This is a genomic window from Paenibacillus sp. J22FR83, assembly GCF_059691955.1.
Genome location: NZ_JCAUAM010000002.1, coordinates 16,923 through 38,233, shown reverse-complemented (window position 1 = coordinate 38,233; position 21,311 = coordinate 16,923). Strand labels below are relative to the sequence as shown.

The 21,311-nt window shown below is 45.3% G+C and carries 16 protein-coding genes; 10 read left to right on the top strand and 6 right to left on the bottom strand.

Features of this window, described 5'->3' with window-relative positions; translation table 11 throughout:
- Nucleotides 1-34: 34 nt before the first annotated feature.
- The 3 genes from AC58PV_RS03805 (at nt 35) to AC58PV_RS03795 (ending at nt 8,280) form a co-directional block, all read left to right on the top strand.
- A complete protein-coding gene (locus tag AC58PV_RS03805) occupies nt 35-988 on the top strand; it encodes a carbohydrate ABC transporter permease (protein ID WP_497430961.1) in 954 nt (317 codons plus the stop codon).
- The gene (locus tag AC58PV_RS03800; protein WP_497430960.1) at nt 978-1,820 is read left to right on the top strand and encodes a carbohydrate ABC transporter permease; all 843 of its coding nucleotides are present in this window, start codon (nt 978-980) and stop codon (nt 1,818-1,820) included. The genes AC58PV_RS03805 and AC58PV_RS03800 overlap by 11 nt, the downstream gene beginning before the upstream one ends.
- Before the next feature lie 343 nt (nt 1,821-2,163).
- Nucleotides 2,164-8,280, top strand: a complete 6,117-nt coding sequence (locus AC58PV_RS03795; RefSeq protein WP_497430959.1) for an S-layer homology domain-containing protein — start codon at nt 2,164-2,166, stop codon at nt 8,278-8,280.
- 366 nt (nt 8,281-8,646) lie between these two features.
- Here AC58PV_RS03795 and AC58PV_RS03790 read toward each other — a convergent pair whose 3' ends face one another.
- From AC58PV_RS03790 to AC58PV_RS03780, 3 genes are read right to left on the bottom strand one after another with little or no spacing between them, the layout of a single operon-like run.
- Nucleotides 8,647-8,820 (bottom strand): LPXTG cell wall anchor domain-containing protein, encoded by a 174-nt coding sequence (locus AC58PV_RS03790; protein ID WP_497431371.1) that lies wholly within the window; start codon nt 8,818-8,820, stop codon nt 8,647-8,649.
- The gene (locus AC58PV_RS03785) at nt 8,817-9,647 is read right to left on the bottom strand and encodes a WYL domain-containing protein (protein ID WP_497430958.1); all 831 of its coding nucleotides are present in this window, start codon (nt 9,645-9,647) and stop codon (nt 8,817-8,819) included. Before AC58PV_RS03785 ends, AC58PV_RS03790 begins: the two co-directional genes overlap by 4 nt.
- Complete coding sequence (locus tag AC58PV_RS03780; RefSeq protein ID WP_497430957.1) at nt 9,634-10,944, bottom strand: helix-turn-helix transcriptional regulator; 1,311 nt, start codon at nt 10,942-10,944, stop codon at nt 9,634-9,636. Before AC58PV_RS03780 ends, AC58PV_RS03785 begins: the two co-directional genes overlap by 14 nt.
- A 166-nt stretch (nt 10,945-11,110) precedes the next feature.
- Here AC58PV_RS03780 and AC58PV_RS03775 point away from each other — a divergent pair, with 166 nt between their 5' ends.
- Nucleotides 11,111-11,893, top strand: coding sequence for a nucleotidyltransferase domain-containing protein (locus AC58PV_RS03775; protein ID WP_497430956.1), 783 nt, complete (start codon nt 11,111-11,113; stop codon nt 11,891-11,893).
- Between the two features lie 33 nt (nt 11,894-11,926).
- The gene (locus tag AC58PV_RS03770) at nt 11,927-13,153 is read left to right on the top strand and encodes an RtcB family protein (RefSeq protein ID WP_497430955.1); all 1,227 of its coding nucleotides are present in this window, start codon (nt 11,927-11,929) and stop codon (nt 13,151-13,153) included.
- 550 nt (nt 13,154-13,703) lie between these two features.
- Here AC58PV_RS03770 and AC58PV_RS03765 read toward each other — a convergent pair.
- The 3 genes from AC58PV_RS03765 to AC58PV_RS03755 all read right to left on the bottom strand — a co-directional run bounded on the left by AC58PV_RS03765 (nt 13,704) and on the right by AC58PV_RS03755 (nt 17,174).
- Complete coding sequence (locus AC58PV_RS03765) at nt 13,704-14,123, bottom strand: hypothetical protein (RefSeq protein ID WP_497430954.1); 420 nt, start codon at nt 14,121-14,123, stop codon at nt 13,704-13,706.
- A gap of 12 nt (nt 14,124-14,135) precedes the next feature.
- Nucleotides 14,136-15,179: an eCIS core domain-containing protein gene (locus AC58PV_RS03760; protein ID WP_497430953.1), complete on the bottom strand. Its 1,044-nt coding sequence runs from the start codon at nt 15,177-15,179 to the stop codon at nt 14,136-14,138.
- A gap of 309 nt (nt 15,180-15,488) precedes the next feature.
- On the bottom strand, nt 15,489-17,174 hold the full coding sequence (locus tag AC58PV_RS03755; RefSeq protein WP_497430952.1) for a methyl-accepting chemotaxis protein: 1,686 nt from the start codon (nt 17,172-17,174) through the stop codon (nt 15,489-15,491).
- Between the two features lie 300 nt (nt 17,175-17,474).
- On the opposite strand from AC58PV_RS03755, the gene AC58PV_RS03750 reads away from it, so the two are divergent.
- The 5 genes from AC58PV_RS03750 to AC58PV_RS03730 all read left to right on the top strand — a co-directional run bounded on the left by AC58PV_RS03750 (nt 17,475) and on the right by AC58PV_RS03730 (nt 21,274).
- Nucleotides 17,475-18,755 carry a glycosyltransferase family 39 protein gene (locus AC58PV_RS03750; RefSeq protein ID WP_497430951.1) on the top strand — a complete coding sequence of 427 codons (1,281 nt, stop codon included), beginning with the start codon at nt 17,475-17,477 and terminating at the stop codon, nt 18,753-18,755.
- On the top strand, nt 18,731-19,447 hold the full coding sequence (locus AC58PV_RS03745; RefSeq protein ID WP_497430950.1) for a glycosyltransferase family 2 protein: 717 nt from the start codon (nt 18,731-18,733) through the stop codon (nt 19,445-19,447). Before AC58PV_RS03750 ends, AC58PV_RS03745 begins: the two co-directional genes overlap by 25 nt.
- 2 nt (nt 19,448-19,449) lie before the next feature.
- Complete coding sequence (locus AC58PV_RS03740; RefSeq protein ID WP_497430949.1) at nt 19,450-19,854, top strand: DUF2304 domain-containing protein; 405 nt, start codon at nt 19,450-19,452, stop codon at nt 19,852-19,854.
- 80 nt (nt 19,855-19,934) lie between these two features.
- The gene (locus tag AC58PV_RS03735) at nt 19,935-20,186 is read left to right on the top strand and encodes an EamA family transporter (RefSeq protein WP_157264614.1); all 252 of its coding nucleotides are present in this window, start codon (nt 19,935-19,937) and stop codon (nt 20,184-20,186) included.
- The gene (locus AC58PV_RS03730) at nt 20,171-21,274 is read left to right on the top strand and encodes a GNAT family N-acetyltransferase (RefSeq protein WP_497430948.1); all 1,104 of its coding nucleotides are present in this window, start codon (nt 20,171-20,173) and stop codon (nt 21,272-21,274) included. Before AC58PV_RS03735 ends, AC58PV_RS03730 begins: the two co-directional genes overlap by 16 nt.
- Nucleotides 21,275-21,311 lie beyond the last annotated feature (37 nt).

Below are 21,311 nucleotides of genomic sequence, written 5' to 3'. Positions count from 1 at the left end.
GGCCACTGTTTCACAAAGGAGTGGAGCGAACACCATGGATACGTATAGAACAGCACCCGTTGAGGTGCCAGCAGCAACCGTAGTTACGAAAAAAAGAAACACTTTCAGTCGAATAAAACGCAGAAATGCGATCTATGGCTATCTATTTATTGCACCGATGATGCTGGGGTTCTTGATTTTCATGGCTGGACCGATCATTAGTGCGTTTGGACTTAGCTTCACGAATTATTCGCTTCTGCATGCGACGAAATTTGTTGGTGCAGACAACTATGTGAAAATTATAGCGAAGGATGAACTGTTCTGGTCGTCTGTGAAGCATACCTTGTTTTTCTCGGCAGGGCTGATTCCGCTTAATCTCATGCTTGCTCTAGGACTTGCTTTATTGTTATCGACGAAACTCCCTGGTGTTGGCATCTTCCGAACGGCTATTTTCACGCCTGTCGTCACATCTATTATTGTTTGGGCTATCGTGTGGAAATACGTATTTGCTACAGATGCTGGATTAGTCAATCAGATCCTTCATTTCTTCGGCATTACGGGTCCTGCTTGGATGTACAATACGACGCTTGTGATGCCAGTTGTTATTCTCGTCAGTGTTTTGAAAAAAGTAGGAATGAACATGGTGATCTTCCTCGCGGCCTTGCAGGATGTACCCAAAATGTATTATGAAGCTGCTACGATTGATGGTGCATCGAAATGGAAGCAGTTCACGAGAATTACATTACCCATGATTTCGCCTTCGTTATTCCTAACATTAATCATTACCTTAATCGGTTCACTGAAAGTGTTCTCACAGATTAGCGTTATGACTGATGGCGGGCCTGGGAATAGTACAAGTGTGCTTGTTTATTACATCTATAAGCTAGCCTTCAAAACCTATGATCTTGGTTACGCATCTGCTGTTGCGTTTATTCTCTTCTTCTTAATACTCGTACTTACCATGGTTCAATGGAACTTCAGAAAAAGGTGGGTGCATCATGAGCAATAAATCTCTCAGATATCTTGGTAATGGCTTGACGTATGTGTTACTAACGATTGTCTCCGCCGTCATTTTGATGCCGTTTGTCTGGATGCTGACCACATCACTTAAGGATCAAACGAAAATATTTTCGTTTCCTCCCCAATGGATCCCAAGTCCGATTGTATGGTCCAATTATTCGCAAGTGTTTACCGTACAGCCCTTATTTGTAACGCATTATGCGAATAGTCTGTACATCGCAATTGTAGTAACCGTTGGAACGTGCATTTTTGGAGCGCTAGCAGGATTTGCTTTTGCGAAGATTAATTTTCCATTCAAAAATGTGTTCTTCCTTATTCTTCTAAGCGGGATGATGATTCCGAATGAGGTTACGATTATTCCGAACTTTATCTGGTTCTCTAAGCTAGGGCTAGTCAATAATCACTTCCCGTTAATTATCCCACCTATGCTAGGAGCAGGCGGTATCTTCGGAGTGTTCTTGCTTCGTCAATTTTATATTACAATTCCAATGGAGCTGGATGAAGCGGCCGAAATGGATGGCAGTACGCCGTGGCAGACCTTTTGGCGCATTATGGTGCCAATGGCAACACCAGCATTCGCGACATTATCGATTTTCACCTTCTTACACAGTTGGGAAGATTTCCTTGATCCGTTAATCTACATCAGCTCCTCCAAGTTGTTTACACTACCAATTGCTATGAAATTATTCACGGATACAGCAGGAACGGACTGGCACTTATTAATGGCAGCATCTGTCATGGCTACCGTTCCACTCCTACTCGTATTTTTCTTCGCTCAGAAGAAATTTATTGATGGGATTGCAACGACAGGCTTGAAATAGAAAATGTGATGAGGCGCCCGTATAGCGTCCGTAATAAAAAAAGCCAATGTACCCGATAACTTGCACAGCAAGCCTCATCGGTGGTAGATTGGCTTTTTTTTGCTGTAGATTCTCCCTTTTCATTTTTTGAAAAAGGTAAAAATATGAGACAATTTGGTTAATTTATTTTCTTATCTGCCATTCTTAATACTTATATAATGACGAAAGCACAACAACATGGCGTATACAGACTAACAAATTATCGAAAGTAGAAGGGAGTTAATTTAAAGCGCTTACAGTATTTTGTAGGTCCAAGGTGATCATGAAGATTTCATACTCGTTTTAATAAAAGGAGTGAACCTGTGTGATACAACGTAAAAATTTACAAAAGAGTATGGCGGTTTTCCTCGCATTATTCATGGTAATTTCGTTATTTCCAATGGAGCCTGCTTTGGCGGCTGACTCGCCACTGAAGGTTGTGACGATCGATGGTGATGCTGCCGATACGAATCCAGCCAATACATTTAAAGGTTATGGTGTCGTATCCGGTAATAATACTTCCCGTTTACTTTTAGATTATAAGGAAGAACATCCCGCGCAATATTGGGAAATTATGAATGGATTATTCAATCAAGATACAGGTGCTGGCATCAATGACATCAAGATCGAGATGGGCAACGATTCCAACACGTCATCTGGAACGGAGCCAGCGACGAAGCGTTCTGACGAAGAGCTTGCTAATGTTCGGCGTGGTGCAGGATTCGTATTTGCAGCTGATGCCAAGACCATCAACCCAAATATGAAAGTAAGTATACTCCGCTGGACTCAGCCAAGTTGGGTTCAACCATGGAGCGATGGCAATACGGATCCAACACTGCCTGCTACACTAGCTTCCTATGAGCGAATGTACAAATGGTACAAGGATACCGCAATTGCGATTCAAGATACATATGGCTATTTGCTCGATTACATTAACCCAGATCGTAATGAAACCAGCACACCCAATGTGAATTTCATTAAATGGTTTGCAAAACGTATGCGGGCCGATACGACGTTCCCTAACTACGATAAGATTAAAATTATCGCTTCTGATGAGAACACAACACTTAACATACCAACCAGAATGCTAGCTGATGCCGAACTCATGAGTGCAGTTGACGTAATGGCGTACCACTATAACTTGGCAACTAGCGCTGACTATCTCAAGGTCAATGATCAGAACCAAAAAGAAGTTTGGTACAGTGAAGGCGTGGCACCACAAACGGCAGCCAAATATCGTGCCAATTCGGATAGTGTATTCGGCGGTGTCGGTAGTGCGCTAGACATTGCTGGGCGTTTCATTGCGATGTATACACAAGGAAAACGTACGCATTATATGTTTCAACCTGCTGTAAGCGCATTCTATAGCGGCGCTCCCTACAGCAGCAAGGAAATCATTTCAGCCAAAGATCCGTGGTCGGGTCACTATACACCTGATGTGGGCATTAACACGACGATGCAATTTACCCAATTTGCCGCAAATAACTGGATGTATATTCCGAATGCGAGCTTCGGTGTTGTTGGAAACAGAGGAAATAGCGAAATGGACGGCAACTTTACAGATGCTGAATATAATCGTCTATCCCTAGTAAGCCCGGATAAGAAAGATTTCTCTGTGGTCATGGTCAATGACAGTGATCGCGTTGCAAATTACCAATTTGATGTGAAAAATAATATTAATCATGCGGGCAACCCACTGCAAGTGTGGGAGACACGTGGACCTGACGCTGGACAAGCGTACGATGCCAATTGGTATCAACGGCTTAGTGATGTCACCGCTACGAGCAATGGAGATGTATATTCGTACACACTAACGGTGAAACCGCACACGATGGTTAGCTTGACGAGCACGGTCACTAATCCAAACACAGGGCATGCTCGCACACCTTATGTGCGAAACAATCAAATTCCAGCACAGAGCGTATTGGATGTTGCTGGCAGCAACCCGGCTATCCTGTATGAAGATGATTTTGAGTACAGCAACTATCCTGCCCAAAATGGTTTAAGCTACCTTGAACGCCGTGGAGGAACTCCTCGTTATACGGCAGATCAAGGAGGAGCTTTCGAGGTCTATGGAGGCATTGGCAAGGATGGATCTAATGGCTTGAAGCAGATAATCTATTCGGGTAATAAACCAGGCACTTGGGCTACAACGCCTTTCTCCTATACGGTGCTCGGTGATGAGCGATGGGCGAATTATGAAACGTCGATTGATTTCAAAATGGATTTGGATGGAACGCATACGGGTGAAAATTATGTTGCTTTAGGTTTGCGACATACGTTGAATGGGACGACATCTGATTCAGAGTCAGGGTATAAAATCCGAGTATATGCCGACGGCACTTGGCGCCTGATTCGCTTCACGGCAACGGTGGCATCGGGCAGTATGGATAACTTTGATGCTAGTGCGTGGCACCATATTTCTATTAAAGCAGCAGAGAAATTCATCACAGCTACGATAGATGGTAAGATCCTCACTAGTTACACGGATACGGCTAGCGGCGCACCACTTTCTGGGCAAGTCATGATTCAGAGCAGTGTTCGCCAGTCGATTTTCGACAATTTGAAGGTAGAAGCTGTTAATGGTTATGTACCTTATGCAACAGATCGTGTGGACGATCTTGATTCCCGTATATCCTATCATGAAGGCAGCATGCCATGGGGGCATAGTCTATCAGGTGGTGCAGGTCGAATTAACCGCACGATTACAACAAGCGGAACGACGATCTTGCCTAGTAGTTCTACGTTAATTGAGGGGACACCGAATCGGTGGTACTTAGTAAGAAATAGTGGAAATACTTCAGCATGGAGCTCGAATACTTCTAATGCTTGGGCAGGAGAGAATGGCAGTTATGCTTCATTCACCTTTAACGGAACGAGCATTGCGGTCTACGGCAATCAGCAAGGGACAAATTCAGTAGCCAGAATGGATGTTTATCTGGATGATGCACCTGGCTATACGAACGATGTTTCTAAGCGCGTTTTGCAAGACTTTAAGTTCAATAACGGTTCTGCTGAGCAGCAAATCTACGCAGTAACGGGTCTTACACCTGGGACGCATACGATAAAAATTGTCAAAACGGCTGCAGCCTCCGGCGCAGGCAACTACATTTCGATTTCGAAAGCCGTAGTGAAAGCCGACAATACAGCTCCTACGTATTTGGAACTGCCTTTTACAGGGACAGGATTTAATCTCGTAGGTGATACAGGCAGCGGAACACTCGATATGTATGTGGATAACACACTCGTTGATTCGAATGTTGTCATTCCAGCAGCTACTATCAATCGTACGAACACCTACGCCTATCGTGGACTGTCTAATGGACCTCACACCTTGAAGGTTGTGATGAAGGATGGTAGCATTTCCATCGACGCCATCGATATCATGGGTGCGATCTATGGCACAGTTTCCAAAGCGGCGCTTACTTCCTTAATCTCACAGGTAAGTGGCTATGCTGAGGCGGACTACATGCCTACGGAGTGGACAGCGTTCACAACCGCGTTGATTGAGGCGCAAGCTGTGCTGGCAGATGCTGCGGCAAGCCAATATGCCATTGATTCTGCAATGACGAAACTTCAGGCTGCTTTAGATGCACTAAGATTGAAAAAGCAACCTGTAACTGTGACTGGAGCTTATGCCACAGTCGTTGCTACCAAAGTAGGCGAGGCTGTTGCGGGTCTGCCAACAAGTATTTCAGTTACACTTGCTGATGGTACGACTAACGTGGATGCTAATATTAACTGGGTCAACAATACAGCAAGTAGATTTATGACGCCATATTCCACTACGTCAATCAAAGGGGAGATTGTTGGCGGCAAGAACCTCTTTGTGAATGTACAAGTGGAGGTAATCCCTAGTGATTTAGTATACTTTATCGACGCTGGCGTCGTTGGCGATGTAACGCCACCTTTTACAGCCATTAAGAATTTGGTGGGCGCAGGCTTGCTCAACGATAAGGCAGATCAACCATCGACAAGCGATACGGTTTGGGGGCATACGCCAACCGATGCGAATTACAAGTACAAAACGATCACAGGTGCGGTTGTCGCAACGGACAAGAGTCAAACAGGTGTCTATGGTTCAGATACGAGGAATAACCCACTCGTGTATGTGCTTCCTTTGACAGCAGGCAAGTACACAGTGACATCCTTCCATCGGGATTGGTGGAATAATACGTCCCGTACAATGGACATTACCTTGAGCTACCCAGATGCCGGAGGGCAACTCGTAACAAAGACTGTACGAAGTGGCTTAGTCGCAGGACCTGATGGTACGGCGGTTTCTTATGATTTTAGCCTTCCTACAGACGGAACCGTTAAATACACAGTTAATAATACTTATTCAGGAAATCAAGCTGCATTGATTAGCTATCTAGGTGTAGCGAAGAAAGTCGTAAATCCAGCTGACCAACAAGCTGTTGATACTGCCAAAAGCATTATCGACACCGCAACTTATCACGTTGACAAAATGATTGCCAACACGGAGAGTTCCGTTAAGTTATGGTTAGGTCAGACCATTCCTGCATTAACTGGCTTGAATGAGACTGGTGTTACGGTTGGAGAAATTACCTACGCTTCTCTCCAATCCGCAAGTGGAGATACGGACGGCAACTTTACATTCAATGTTGTGTTATCTAAAGGCAATGCGGATGCAACGAGTGTAATTAACGGCACAATTACAGCTTTAGATACAACTAAACCTGTCATTTCACTAGTTGGTGAAGCTGTGGTGAATCTTGCCGTAGGCTCAACTTATGTGGATGCGGGAGCTACAGCTACAGATGATCGCGATGGCAATCTCACAGGAAGTATCGTGACGACAGTTACCAGCAATGTATATAGTGGCGTGTATAGCGGAACGACGATTAACACATCGGTAGCGGGAACGTACACGTATCATTACAATGTGAATGATGCTGCGGGTAATGCAGCTGTGGAAGTAACGCGCACAGTGAAGATATCGGAGAATCCTGACGTAACGAAGCCAAGCATAACGCTAAATGGAGATGCGATTATACAGGTAGCTAATGGGGCAAGTTACAGTGATGCGGGAGCTACAGCTGCAGATGATCGCGATGGCAATCTCACAGGAAGTATCGTGACGACAGTTACCAGCAATGTATATAACGGCGTGTATAGCGGAACGACGATCAACACAACAGTAGCGGGAACGTACACGTACCACTACAACGTGAGTGATGCTGCGGGTAATGCAGCTGTGGAAGTAACGCGTACAGTCATTGTGGCCGCTCAAGAGCAACCACAAACGCCGGATCCGGAAACGCCTAATACACAGGAGACGCCAAATGCAACTGAGACTCCAACAACACAAGAGCCGACGACTACTCAAGTAATAAAAGAGACGGATTTACCTGCGGCAGTTGCGGGTACGATTACAGCTCAAATCGAAGATGGTAAAGATACTGTACTCCTGCCAAGTCGTATTATTGACCTAGTTGGGGATCATAGCCTTCAACTCGTGCAGAAAGATTTTACAATCGAATTCTCTAAAGAAGCGCTCAAAAATATCCATGGAACTGTTACTGGCACGCAAGCTGAAGGTGCTCAAATTAGCTTCTCAGCAACGGTTGCTTCTAAAGACCGTGTGACGAATCTTATCAATCATCAGGCGATTAACGGTTCTGCTCGTTTAGCCACGGCAAGTGAAGTCTATGATTTCAACTTAAATATGGTTACAACGGACGGAACTCATGTACCTGTAACAACGTTTATGGAGCCTTTGGTAGTTTCGTTTAAAGTCAATCCGAATGCGGATCCTAATCTGTTAGGCGTGTACTACATCGCAGCAGACGGCACCATTCAATATGTGGGTGGGACTTTGGTTAATGGCGTGATGACCGTTAAGATAACACATTTCAGTCAATACGCTGTCCTGGAGTTTAACAAAACATTTACTGATGTAAGCTCGTCTTCATGGGCTAGCAGTGTAATTAAGAACATGGCGGCAAAGCATATCATTGATGGTGTTACGGAAACGGAATTTAATCCTGAAGGAAACGTGACACGGGCGCAATTTGCAGCTATGCTTGCACGTACGCTAGGTTTGAAAGCTGTAAACAACGCTCCATTTAAGGATGTACAGCGTGGGGCATGGTATGCAGAGGCAATTGCTCAAGTGAATGAAGCGGGTATCGTATTCGGCCGCAGTGAAGATACATTTGCACCTGACGACGCGATTACACGTGAAGAAATGGCCGTTATGACCGTTCGTGCCTACGAATTCATGAAAGGCAAGAAAGTATCCTTGACAAACACTAACTCGTTTAGTGATCATGCTCAAATTCAAGAGTGGGCACAAAACGCAGTAAGTGCTGCGCAAGCAGTCGGTTTGATTCAAGGACGCAGTGCGAATCAATTTGCTCCACAGGAGCTGATGACGCGCGCTGAAAGCGCGCAAGTCATTTCTAATCTTTTAAACTAAAAGGGTACTAGAAGAAGAATGAGCCATAAGGAAGGACATGTACAGCGGGGATTTCCCGTGAGTGCATGTCCTTTTTTATATTTTGGGGGATGGGAATATGCTGGTTGACAGTGGAGTAGAGTGAGTGCTTGTATCGCATGCGGTGCACCAGCGGCAAATAGATGGAAAATATACAGTTGAATTTCAGTGTTTTTCGTAAAAATGCACAATAGATGGAAAATATACAGTTAATTGTATATAACTAGCCGATATGAACGAAAATAGGTGAAATTAACGTCATATTTTCCAGTTAAATCGACTTTTGATAGAAAAAGCTCGTAAATAGCTGTACATTTTCCATTTAATACGAATCGTCTGAATCCTCTGCTAACAATGCGTGATCTCACAAATCTGTATCAAAAAATGTTTAATGGAAAGCCACATCAAGAATAGCCCTCCTGAAATAATAAACACGGCTCCAGCAATGGCAATCCAAATGTGCGATTTTGATCTTCCGGTTTTGCTTTTATGACGATCATCCCATTCATCCGCAGGTTTTATATAGCTCCCTCCTGTTCCTCACTAACCGAACTTACCCCGTAACGCGCCAAAGCCTTCGTCGCCGACTCCAGCATGCGTCTTTTCAGAAAATCCCCCTCGACCACACGAACTCGCTTCCCGAGAAAGCGGATTTTGGAGAGGAGATACTCCGTTTCGTCACCAAGAATCACGACTCTAACTCGATACATATCATGCTCGGTGTCGTAAGCAACGTCTTTCTCAAAACTAGAGAGGGCGTATAGAATACGAGACAATTCTCGATTGTAATCCCGAACGACCTCGAGAACAGCTTCGCCTTTCCGCGCGTCCAAAGCTCTCTTAATTTTCGCCTGAACGCTATCTGCCTCCATAGTTTTCAATGCTTCTGGTGTGAGCGAAGTAATCTTATCTAATTTCGTACGCATGAACATGTGATGTCGAAAATCAAACCATAGCAGGTACCATTCCCTTTTGACCATGGAGTACTCTAATTTATAAGGCAGCCCGGTTTGGTCGGACTGAATACGTCCGTTCTTAATCTCGTAGTTTAAGCGTATGCCGCTCCTCTCCGTGATAAGCCTGCGTAACAACCGCAGAAGTGGGTGATAGACCTGTTTCTCCCTGCTGCGGGCCTTCTCAATGAGATAGTCCGAGACGTCCATGACCTGATCTTGTGCTAGGATCAAGCGTAGTTTATCCAATGTTTCGGGAGTGAAAGCCTCATCAGCCGCAGGATGCCCAAGCATTGTTTTGAGCCACGACCGCTCGTGCGAAGTAACCATGAACGTACCCGAATCCTCTAACCGGGAAATAATTTGGTAGTTAAAAATCTTCTCAAACAGATTCATAATAAGCTTGAATCTCCTTCCATTCGGCAATCATTTCCCTGCGGAACTGAGTCGGCTCGAGAATTTCACAGCTAGACCCGAAGCTGCGCAGCCATGGCTTAATTTCAGTCGTCCCGTTCACGAGAATCTCATAGATAAAAGAATGCTCCTCTTCCTGCACAATTTGCCCCCATTGCCCCTGCAGCATAACACGCTCCTTAACAAAGTTAGGTGCAGAGCCCTCTGGATTGTAAAATCGGGCACGAACCGTGACAGGCTGCCCCGTGTCAATCAGCCAGCTATAGCGAATTTTCTCCTGAAGCTCGGCGGATCGATTTTCAAAAACATCTTCGTCAACGAATTCATCCTCTTCGATCTGCGTGATTCCTTCCAAGCGATATTTCCGAATCCCCTCTCTGCCATTGGCGAGAAGATACCAGCGTCCATATTGGTGATCGTAGACCACTTTCAAGGGGAGCGTTTTCTCCACTTTGCCGTTCGTATCCCGCTCGAATAGCGGGTTGGTGTTCTTGGAAGCATAGCTTTTCTCGGACTTAGGTGAAAAATATAAGAATCGAACCTTACGACGACTGCGGATCGCACTTAGGATCGTGAACAGATGAGCCTCATCCAAGATGCGGGAATAGTAGTGATATTTATATAAAAAAGGCTCCATAGCATGCTTCTCCACCTGTTGGCGAACCAGATGCTTCTTCAAACCATCGCGCAGCAAGTAGCCTTGAACAGACGGAACCTGCGTGTTCGCCATGACATCTACGAAATCATAGAGATCGTAGAGCTCATCGTCCGATAGTCCGTAGATCAAGTCGTTTTGGATGCGGTAGCGATAGGGACGAGCACCTGCTTGCTTTGAAATGACGCCAACTTCTTCCAAATACTTGAGGTCGGAGCGAATCGTTTTCTCATCAGGCAAAGAAAGCTCGGAAGATTGACTGGTACAACAGATGTCCAACAGCTCCATGGCTGTCCAAGCTTGTTCGTTCATCGCGGCTAGAAGCAGCGAAATCCGCTGAGATTCTGATTCCTTCAGGGATTTGGCCCGAAATAAGAACAGCAGCATCGGATCGGTGGATTCGTAATAGCTGAAGCGAATCGTTTCAGCGAACTCCTTGCGCTCCTCTTGCGGTAAGTGTTGATAAGTGGAGCTTACGATTTCTTTTAACCGTCGAATCGTCTTGTCAAAGGTATGGATCGAAATGCCAAGTCGCTCTGAAAACTGCTGTCTATTATAGGCACCACTCGTCAGTACGAGCATGCGCAGAAACTGGATTTCTTTATCAAAGCTTTCCTTAGCCACCGTCGCAATCCTCCGTCTCATCTACATGATATTTCCATTGTAACAGGGGATGGATTTGGGCGAAATGGTAAACTTTCTCTGTTGTCGTAATACTTTCGCCATGTTCGATGGGGGAGAAATGAGCGAAGATATGTAATACATACAAGTACCAAAGGGGGAGAAGCACATGTCAGTTAGTCAGCAACACATCCTAGCAGAATTGAAACGGATCGAGAGAGAAGAAGGCGTTCGCATCCTGTATGCCTGTGAATCGGGCAGTCGAGCATGGGGCTTCCCGTCCAAAGACAGCGACTATGACGTAAGATTTATATATATGAGGCCAGTGGACTGGTATCTATCCATTTATGAGAAACGCGATGTCATCGAGCAGCCGATTAGCGACATGTTGGATATCAATGGCTGGGATTTGAAGAAAGCTCTGAATCTGTTCCGTAAGTCGAATCCGCCATTACTTGAGTGGTTACAGTCACCCATCCCGTATATGGAGAATTTCTCGATAGCTGATCAGATACGCCGCATTTCGCCTTTAACCTTCTCGCCGAAGTCTTGTATGCATCACTACTTGCACATGGCCAAGGGGAATTATCGGGAATACTTGCAGGGGGATCATGTCAAAATCAAAAAGTATTTCTATGTCCTGCGACCGATCTTAGCCTGTGAATGGATTGAGCGCAATAACGCAATGCCGCCGATTGAATTTCAAGTACTTGTCGATAACCTAGTGCCAACGGGTAGTCCGCTGAAGATTGCTATTCAAGAACTGCTTATTCGTAAAATAGCCGGTGACGAAATGGATTATGAGCCAAGAATCAATCCGATCAATGAGTTCTTAGAAGAGAGAATCGCCTACTATGATCAAATGGCGCCTACCATGAAGATTGGTGAGGGCGGTCAAGAGGGGCAGCTCGACGAGTTGTTTCGTGAGGCATTGAAGGAAGTATGGGGATAGGGTTTACAATTTTTATTACAGGAGCTGAACAGCATGGCCTATCAAAATATTAATGGGGTACGCGTCTGGGGGCAACCCGATGAAGGCGCTTTGTCACAAGCAAGAACATGTTCAGAAACAGGAAGAGTCATTCAGACGCTTCTTATGGCTGATCATCATAAAGGGTACAGCCAGCCAATAGGCGGGGTTGTAGTATACGATGGTCAATTATCGCCATCAGGGGTAGGTTATGATATTGCTTGTGGGAATAAAGCCGTCAGAACGAATCTAATGGCTTCCGATTTGAAGCCTCGCATGGCGGGGATGATGGATCAAATTGCTCGCAAAATTTCATTCGGTATCGGACGTGTCAACAATGAGAAGGTTGATCATGATTTGTTCGATGACCCCGATTGGGATGTGTATAAAGCAATCGGCAAACAAGAGCACGACAAGTTAAAGGCACTCGCTCGTGATCAGCTTGGAACGGTAGGCAGTGGGAATCATTTCGTGGATGTGTTTGAGGAAGTGAGCACGGGTCGAGTGTGGGTGGCCAATCACTTTGGCAGCCGCGGGTTCGGTCATAAAACAGCGAGCGGCTTCATTAATCTGACGGCTGGCCGTGACTTTCTGGGCAACGCACCAGGTGAAAAGATGGATCAACCGCCGATTCTCTTAGATTTGTCGAGCGAAATGGGGGACATGTACTACAGGGCCATGAAGCTAGCAGGGCTGTATGCCTATGCGGGGCGAGATTATGTAATGGAGCAAGTATTGGCTATTTTGGGTGCAGAAGCGGATTACACGGTGCATAATCATCATAATTTTGCATGGAAAGAGATTCATAATGGTCAGGAGGCGATAGTAGTTCGGAAAGGGGCTACGCCTTCTGCGCCAGGACAACTGGGCTTTATCGGGGGCAGCATGTGCGATATCTCCGTGATTGTCAGAGGGAAAGATACCGATGAGAATCGGGATTCTTACTACAGCACGGTGCATGGCGCTGGCAGAGTAATGAGTCGTACGCAGGCTGCCGGCAAAATGAACTGGAAAACCCGCTCCCGCAGCGGCGGGCAAATATCGGAAGATCGCATGAGGAATGCGGTCAACGATTACGGCGTGGAGCTTCGCGGCGCGGGCACGGACGAGAGCCCGTTTGTGTATCGGAAGCTGGAAGATGTGCTGGCCGCGCATGCGGAGACGATTGAGGTTCTGCACGTGTTGAAGCCAATCGGTGTTTGTATGGCTGGAGCGGATGAGTTTGATCCGTATAAGGACTGAGGGCTAAGTCCGAAGTCCTTGCGCAATAGTGATGAAAAACATCACTAAATGGCCCCGCGCGCCCACTGAGCGTCGCAACTAGCCGCAATAGTGATGAAAAACATCACTAAATCGCCCCGCGCGCCCACCGAGCGTCGCAACTAGCCGCAATAGTGATGAAAAACATCACTAAATCGCCCTGCGCGCCCACCGAGCGTCGCAACTAGCCGCATTAGTGATGAAAATCATCACTAAATCGCCCCACGCGCCCACTGAGCGTCTCAACTGCCCGCATTAGTGATGAAAAACATCACTAAATCGTCCCGCGCGCCCACCGAGCGTCTCAACTAGCCGCATTAGTGATGAAAATCATCACTAAATCGTCCCGCGCGCCGGTTGAGCGTCGAAACTGCCCGCATTAGTGATGAAAAACATCACTAAATCGTCCCGCGCGCCCACCGAGCGTCGCAACTAGCTGCATTAGTGATGAAAATCATCACTAAATCGTCCCGCGCGCCCACCGAGCGTCCAAAAACAAAGGCAGTCCCCAAGTAGCCTCGGGGACTGCCTTTTACTCGTTCAACGCATCCTCTAATTCCCACGTATCGCCGATACCACTCACCTTGTAGCAAGAACCTTCTAACGAAATGCAAGCTTCCAACCCAAGCTGCGGAAAGGTCAGCAACCAGCTTTCCTCATTATTCTCATACTTAATAGGAAGCACGTCATGCAGGTGGCGGATGAAGTCGAAGACGTTCGTGTCATCACCCGTCCCCCGTGTGAAGTCAATCCAATGACCTGTGACCTTTCGAGCGTTCACTGCGGCGAGAAGATCGATAAGCCAAGAAGGAGCAGCTTCTGCTCCTTCAAGCTCGTTCTCAGCAATGTGCTCCGCCAAGGCTTGCTTATTAATCGTCGGCGACCCATCGCCGGCAGTCAATGCTATAGCCAGCTCGTCCAAGAGCTGACTCAATCGCGTTGAAGACTCCATGCCCTCATCCTCCTAGCTTACTGGAAACATCGTATTGATTTTCAATTTGCCATTGTCCGGCTGAATATCTAATTGAACCTGATCGCAAGTGACCTCTGTGCCATCGCGGAGATAACCGACCCCTGCACCTGGCACGCTAATAATTGTACCCATGCCGACGAGTTTCTGCTTCGGTGCATTCTTGGACACCAAAGTGCTGTAAGCACTGGTGAAGGCTGCCTTATGCTTATCATCCGAAACGAATTTCGAAGCGGCTTTGCCCGTTGGCACTTTACTCACCCGACCCGAAGGTGCGGTACCGCTTTTCAAGCGTTCGCGTTGTTGTTCTTCCGTTGTATGTGCCCCATGATCGGCATAAGAATGCCCGCCACCAACATCATACGTACTTGGATCATTCGCATCCAATCCGTCGTACAGGGTGGCAGCCACCTTTTGGATCGTATCCGAAGAGGGGGAAGTCTCTCCGCTTACTAAACTATCGTTGTCGGATCTTTTCATTTGCATACGTTCTTCGCCTAGATCAGATGCTTTCGCACCCATTCGATCGGCTTCGGACTCTAATCCATGATCATCATTAATGGCGACGCCGCCAGCTTGCTGCGTAGGTGCTACTCTGCCTTGACGCTGCTGGACAACATGCCAAGCTTCATGCGGCAAATGCTGCTCTTGACCAGGCCCTACATGGATGTCATTCCCTTGTGCATAAGCTAAAGCCTGCAACTGAGCAGGTTTATCGGAATTGTAGTGCACCTTAACGGAGTCCATGGACAGACCAGAAAGATTCTCCACGCCTGATTTCAAATGATCGGGCATGCCTGTGTTATTCTTTTTGGTCTGGATAGGCTTCTCAGATGATGTTGGTGTTGGAGACTGGGATCTAAATAATTGCGCGACAGCGCGATTTCCGATGGTTCTCTGTAGTTGAGCGATATGTGAAGTGGATAAAGAGGACATGCGATCCGCTGTTCCATTCTGTTTGGCTGGACTGTTAGAGCGAGTCTGCTTATTGTGTTGTTCTGACGATTGGTTATTTCTCACATGGGATTGATAACTCATGAATACATTCACCGCCTTAAGGAAATGACCAACTTTCAACAAATTTCTCTTTTTATTTTAAGGTAAAAGTTACCATTGGACAACAGTTCTAAAGTTGTGTTTCTTCCATGCGGATATTGATAGTTAACACGCTATCAGTAAGGAAAGTAAGGCACCTGAACATGCTTAATGATCACACCTACGGGTTTAATAATGATCTTTGTCTGTGGTAATTGAATGGTCCGCTTCCATCGTAATACATAGGCTTTGCTTGAACAGGGTTCATGTTTCGCCTTCTGTAATATTAGGGTTATTGCAAACAAGACCCCATCACTCTGTTCGGAAAGACTGCAATCCCTCATGCAGTTCGCGTGCTTCCTCTGTTAGACGCTTCGAGGATACGGTAACTTCATCAAAGGAGGATAGCTGCTCCTGCCCCATTGCCGAAACCTGCTCCACTTCAAAGCTAATTTGCTCGGAACGAGCCCGAACCCCAGCCATTTCCTCACCTAGTTGCTTAATATTGGCGTTAGCGTCGTAGATTTGGCTAGAGATGGCACCAAGCTCAGTATGAATGTCCATATTCACATGATGAATCGAAGTGAATGCCAACTTGGCCTGCTGTGCACTTCTATTACCATGTTCCAGATCTTCCAGTCCCTGTTTCATCTGCAAGCGAATAAACTCAATGCGGTCCTGTACCTTGCCTGTCTGCTGCTCCGAGTCCTGTGCAAGCTCCTTCGATCTTTGCGCTAGTTCTTTCACCTTCTGGGCGACAACTGCAAACCCCCGACCTGCCTCACCAGACCGAGCTGCTTCAATACTGGCGTTGATGGACAAAATATTCGTTTGGGCAGCAATCTCTCGCAGTTGCTTCATTGTGCTCTTCAATTGCTTGAATAAGGTATGCAAGCTGTCCGTATCCTGGTCTACCTGTTTCATACCTCCAGCGATTCGATCATATTGATCCAAGAACACAGCAATATGTTCGTCTCCTTTACGAGTGAGTTCTAAAGAATGCTCAGCATGAGCATAGATAATCTCCTGCTTACCGCGAATATCGTGAAACGCATGCATGACATTTTCGACTTCAGTCGCTGCCGTTGCAATCGATTTGGTTTGATATTGAGCTGCTTCTGTAATGGATAAGGCACCCACTGCAATCTCTGAACTGGCATCTCGATTCTCTTCCATCGCACGATTAATATTGTTGGATGAAGTCTGCACTTTCGCATTCATATAGCGGACGGTGCCAATTAACGCTAGCAAATTCTCAGTCATTCGGTTAAAAGAATGGCACAAGTCTCCAATCTCATCTCGACTGGAGACCAGAAGGCGAGAAGCATTCAAATTGCCGAGTGCAATAGCGGAAGCGCGCCTACTGAGTTGTTCAATTGGACGTACGACAATTCGATTAAGTGCCATAATCAGTCCAATGGATACAATTAAAACGAGAACATACATAGCTAGCGTCCAAAGTATATCGCGCGAGAATTGGTGCATGATCTTCGTCTGCAATTGTCCGCTGGCAATCAGCTTCAAGCGAATCAGCTCACTGACCTCGTCTTGTACGATCTGCGTCGTATCCATGATGATATCAAAGACCATCTGTTTATCCTCGACTAGATCAGCTCTGTCGAGACTCTGAACCTTATCCCGGAGTGAACTCATTGTATTGGCAACAACATGAATCTGTTTGGCGACATTAGGATCCTGTTCTCTGCCTGTTAATGTGAGAATCCCCTTATCCATCGTATCTAACAACTCAAATTGCTTGCCCTGTTTAAATGTTTTTTTGGCATACAGGATATCTCTCATTTCGGAATCCAGCTCATTTTTCAATTGTCCGTTAATAGCATTCGCTGCGGTAACATCCATCAGCAAATTGTTATATTGACGGATATACCCTGAGAATTGCTGGTACTGAAAGAAACTTGCAACCGCTGTCAATAAAATAATGATGATAAACGAAACGATTAGCTTCGTCCGGATCGAAAGATGCTTCCAATTAGTCATTAGCTACACTCCTCAAGCGTAGATGATTATTAGTAGTAGATTAGCATCTATCGATTCGAGCGTCTTTACGATAATCGGCAATTAGTTGTGTTTTTTCGGTTTCTTTTGACTCATCCAATCCCGCAAATAGCCCCCAAAATCGTCCCTCAAACTACCTCATATAAATATATTTAAATATAGTTCAAAAGAAGCAGGAATTTATCAAGGAATGTCGAAAATTCTAAGATGTTTTCACACTTAAATCACACTTTTTTTACAATTCGTTCATAATTAATTTACAGATATGGAGTTGTTTGCAGAGTGTATCTTATCGACCGATTGAATCAAATTTATCAGCGATATAAGGATTGCGAATGGCTATATATTCTCGTTCTTCTCGCGATTTCACTAAAGAAGAAATTAGAGTACTTCTTCTTTATCCTGAACTCGGAGAAAGGACTTCCGAAATCGGAAGATTCGCAGTGGTATCTGAATTACGCCCACGCCTTGTTAACAGATTTCAAACTTGGCTTACACATGAATGACCTTCTTTATATGGGCTATAATCTCATTCTCGCTGTATTAATAGGTTTGTTTAAGGAAGAACATATTGTCGTTTTTATTCAGGCTGTCACAACGGCATCGTGTGTAATTCTGGTGTACCTTATCACGCTTCGCTTATTTAACCGAATTACCGCCATTGTGGCTTCGTATTTCTACGCTACTTCCTGGCATATCACGGTTTGGTCGATGTACATTCTTTCAGATAGTTTGTTTATGAATCTAGTCCTGCTGAATGTGTTCCTTCTTCTAAAAACGCTTGAGAATAACAATAAAGTTATGGGTTCGTTATTCCTCGCTTCTTCACTTCTCATGCTAGTATTCCGCCCAACGGGTGTTCTAACGCTTGTATTTATTTTCATCTACATCGTACTGAACGTTAAACGGGAACAACCGATCAATTTCCTCAAGAGGCATAGATATAAGTTTGTATGCGCTTTACTACTTGTTTTTACAACAGTTGGCTTTCTTGTATGGGCCGATAAATTCAATCCACTTCTGACATCTCTACAATATAATGCGAAGTTAGTCCTATACAATATTTATGCCAAAGGGTGGATTTATGACAACCCATCAGATCATGACTACTTTTATCGTCCTGATTATCGCATTGATATGCTAGGCAGCCTAATCTTGAGTTTTCTTATTCATAATTGGGATCATGTGCTGGTGTTATACGGAAGAAGGGCGCTCGCGTTTATCGGCTGGTGGGTATGGAAGACGGATGTTCAGAGTGTGGCTGGAGTTATTAAATTGTTCAGGGATATCCTCCCGTCACTTCTTTTTCTATTGGGAACTTACGCTGCCATTAGAAACAATATTTTCAGAAAAACATCGATTATTTGGTTGGTGATCGTATCGATATTCCTATTCTGTATGGTGTTGTTCATGGATAGTATGTATCGCTATAAGCTGCCTGCCCTCCCTTTTATTTGTATCATCTGTGGCTATGGTGTCGAAAGATGGATTCATATCATCTTATACTTCTTTAACAAATTAGAAGGGAAGTTGCTTCAATGGAACAGAAACAAGCACTCATAGTCATCCCGGCCTATAATGAGCAGAACAATATTTTAAAAGTAATCAGGGATGTACGTGAGAATCTTCCTAGCTACGATATTCTCGTGATTAACGATTGCTCGAAGGACAACACATCGGCCATAGCCAAGCAAGCAGGAGAGGGGGTCAAAGTAGTAGATCTCTCCTACAATCTAGGAATTGGTGGCGCGGTGCAAACGGGCTTCAAATATGCCCAGAAGAACGGTTATTCCTATATGGTGCAAATAGATGGGGACGGTCAGCACCTTCCTGGCGAGGTGAATAAATTATTTGCATGCATGACCCAAACAGGGGCTGATATGGTCATCGGCTCGAGATTTCTAGATATTAAATCATTCCAAACAACGCGGACCAGGCGAATGGGGATTAAAGTGTTCTATTATTTATTTCGTTTATTAATTCAGACGAAGATCACGGATGGGACATCAGGGTTTCGCATGTATAACCGCAAGAGCATCGAGTTATTAAGCCAATTTTATCCGGACGATTATCCAGAGCCTGATGCCATTATTCTGATCAGCAAACATGGACTTCACATCGGTGAAGTTGGCGTTGAGATGAGAGAACGTGAACACGGTGTCTCGTCGATCACTCCGATGCAAAGTCCTTATTATATGACGAAGGTAATTATGTCGATCTTATTCTCTTTTACAAGGACAAGGACGAGGTGGTAGGGATGCTAACGAGTGAACATCATTTGTATAGTGTGCAAGTCATGGGTGTCGTCTTCTCTTTAATTCTGATGAGTACGGTATTTATGATGGTGAGGGCTAGAAGACTTCGAGAGAAATACGCACTTGTCTGGTTCGTGATTGGCATCTTTACATTGATTATGTCCATGTTCACGGATTTAATGGAGTGGTTCTCCAAGCTACTGGGGATCGATTATGCGCCATCTGCATTTTTCGCCATCCTAATCGCATCTGCCTATCTCCTGCTGCTGAATACGAGCATAAGTATCTCAGGGTTAAAACTACATAACAAAGCGCTCACGCAGGAACTGGGACTCACGAAGCTAAGGCTGGAAGAGCTTGAGAAGAAGAGCAATGAGGAGGAAAAATCATCAAATATTTCATGCTAGTTGCCAGTGTACTTATGACGGTTGTGGCCAGTACCTTGCTGAAAATAGGGGGGCGAGCTGTCAATTTCGAAGGTGGCATCATGACGATTGCCATAGGGTACATGACGACACCATTGATTGTGACCGGGTTTGCCTTTTACGCACTGGCGGCCTTTATCTGGATTTATTGCCTGTCCCAATTTGACTTGAGTTATGTGACTTTCGTGTCGAGTATTCAATATATTTTTATGATTCTCGTTTCGATTATGATTTTCCATGAACAAATTAGCGCCATGAAATGGGCGGGATGTGTGTTTATTATGATCGGTGTCATTCTATGGTTGAAAGGATAGTCTCCATGTACCGTTGTTTGCCCTATACCGAAGACATGAAGGAAGACTGGGACAGGCTGGCTTGGTCTCAGGGGACCACGTTTCATACATTGGCATTCCGACAAATTCTGCTCGAGACGTTCCGTTATCAATGCTTGTATCATGCTGTCGTTGATTCTAATGATGGGATTTGCGCGCTAATTCCATTAATAAGTGGCCGCAACTTAGGACTCCAACGGGTAGGCGTTTCGCTTCCCTTTGTCAATTATACCGATGTGTGTGCGCTCGATGAGGAAGCTGCGCAATTTGCTAGGGATGCCATCGTGCAATTGAAGAAGCAATACAGGCTTCGTTACATCGAGTTGAGATTGAAGAGTGGGACGATGCTCAGTGAAGGCAGGAATCTGTCTCCGATGCGTAAGCAATTGGATCCTCTTCATGGTCAGATAAACGACATCAATCACACGTTCGTATTGCCATTAACCAATGAAGATGAGGTACTATCCCTCTCCACTGGCAATAATCGAAACCATATCCGGAAGGTGTATAAGAACAACTGGTTTCAGGTTTCTTATGACCAAGGGAATCTGGCACGATTTCATAAAGTCTATGTCCGGCGTATGAAGCAGTTGGGTTCACCGGCGCAGGAGATCGGATTTTTCCAAAAATTCTTCGACTATTTACCCCATCACGCGGTGCTGCTAACGGTTATTGATGTAGAGACGGGTGAAGTAGCTGGCGGCATGCTGCTAGTCATTAGCCCTGGGGATTCCACACTTTATTATCCCTATGGAGCAAATTTGACGTCGTACAACCACAAGTATCTCAATAACTTTATGTACTGGGAAGCTGTGAAATTAGGGATTCGAAGCGGGCTGAAAAAGCTGGATCTCGGTCGTTCGCAAACCGGTTCAGGAACGTATAAGTACAAGGAACAATGGGGGGCTGCTCCTGAGCAGCTCACCTATGTCGTCATGGGCAGCGCTAATGAAGAGGCGGGTCCTCCAGATAAAGAGAAGCTTCGCCTTTTCATCGAACTCTGGAAGAAAATGCCTAACATAGTCACAGAGCCCCTAGGTAAGCAGCTTATTAAGTATCTTATGCCGTAACGAACAAACTATAGGTTCATCCAAAATCGGGGGAAAT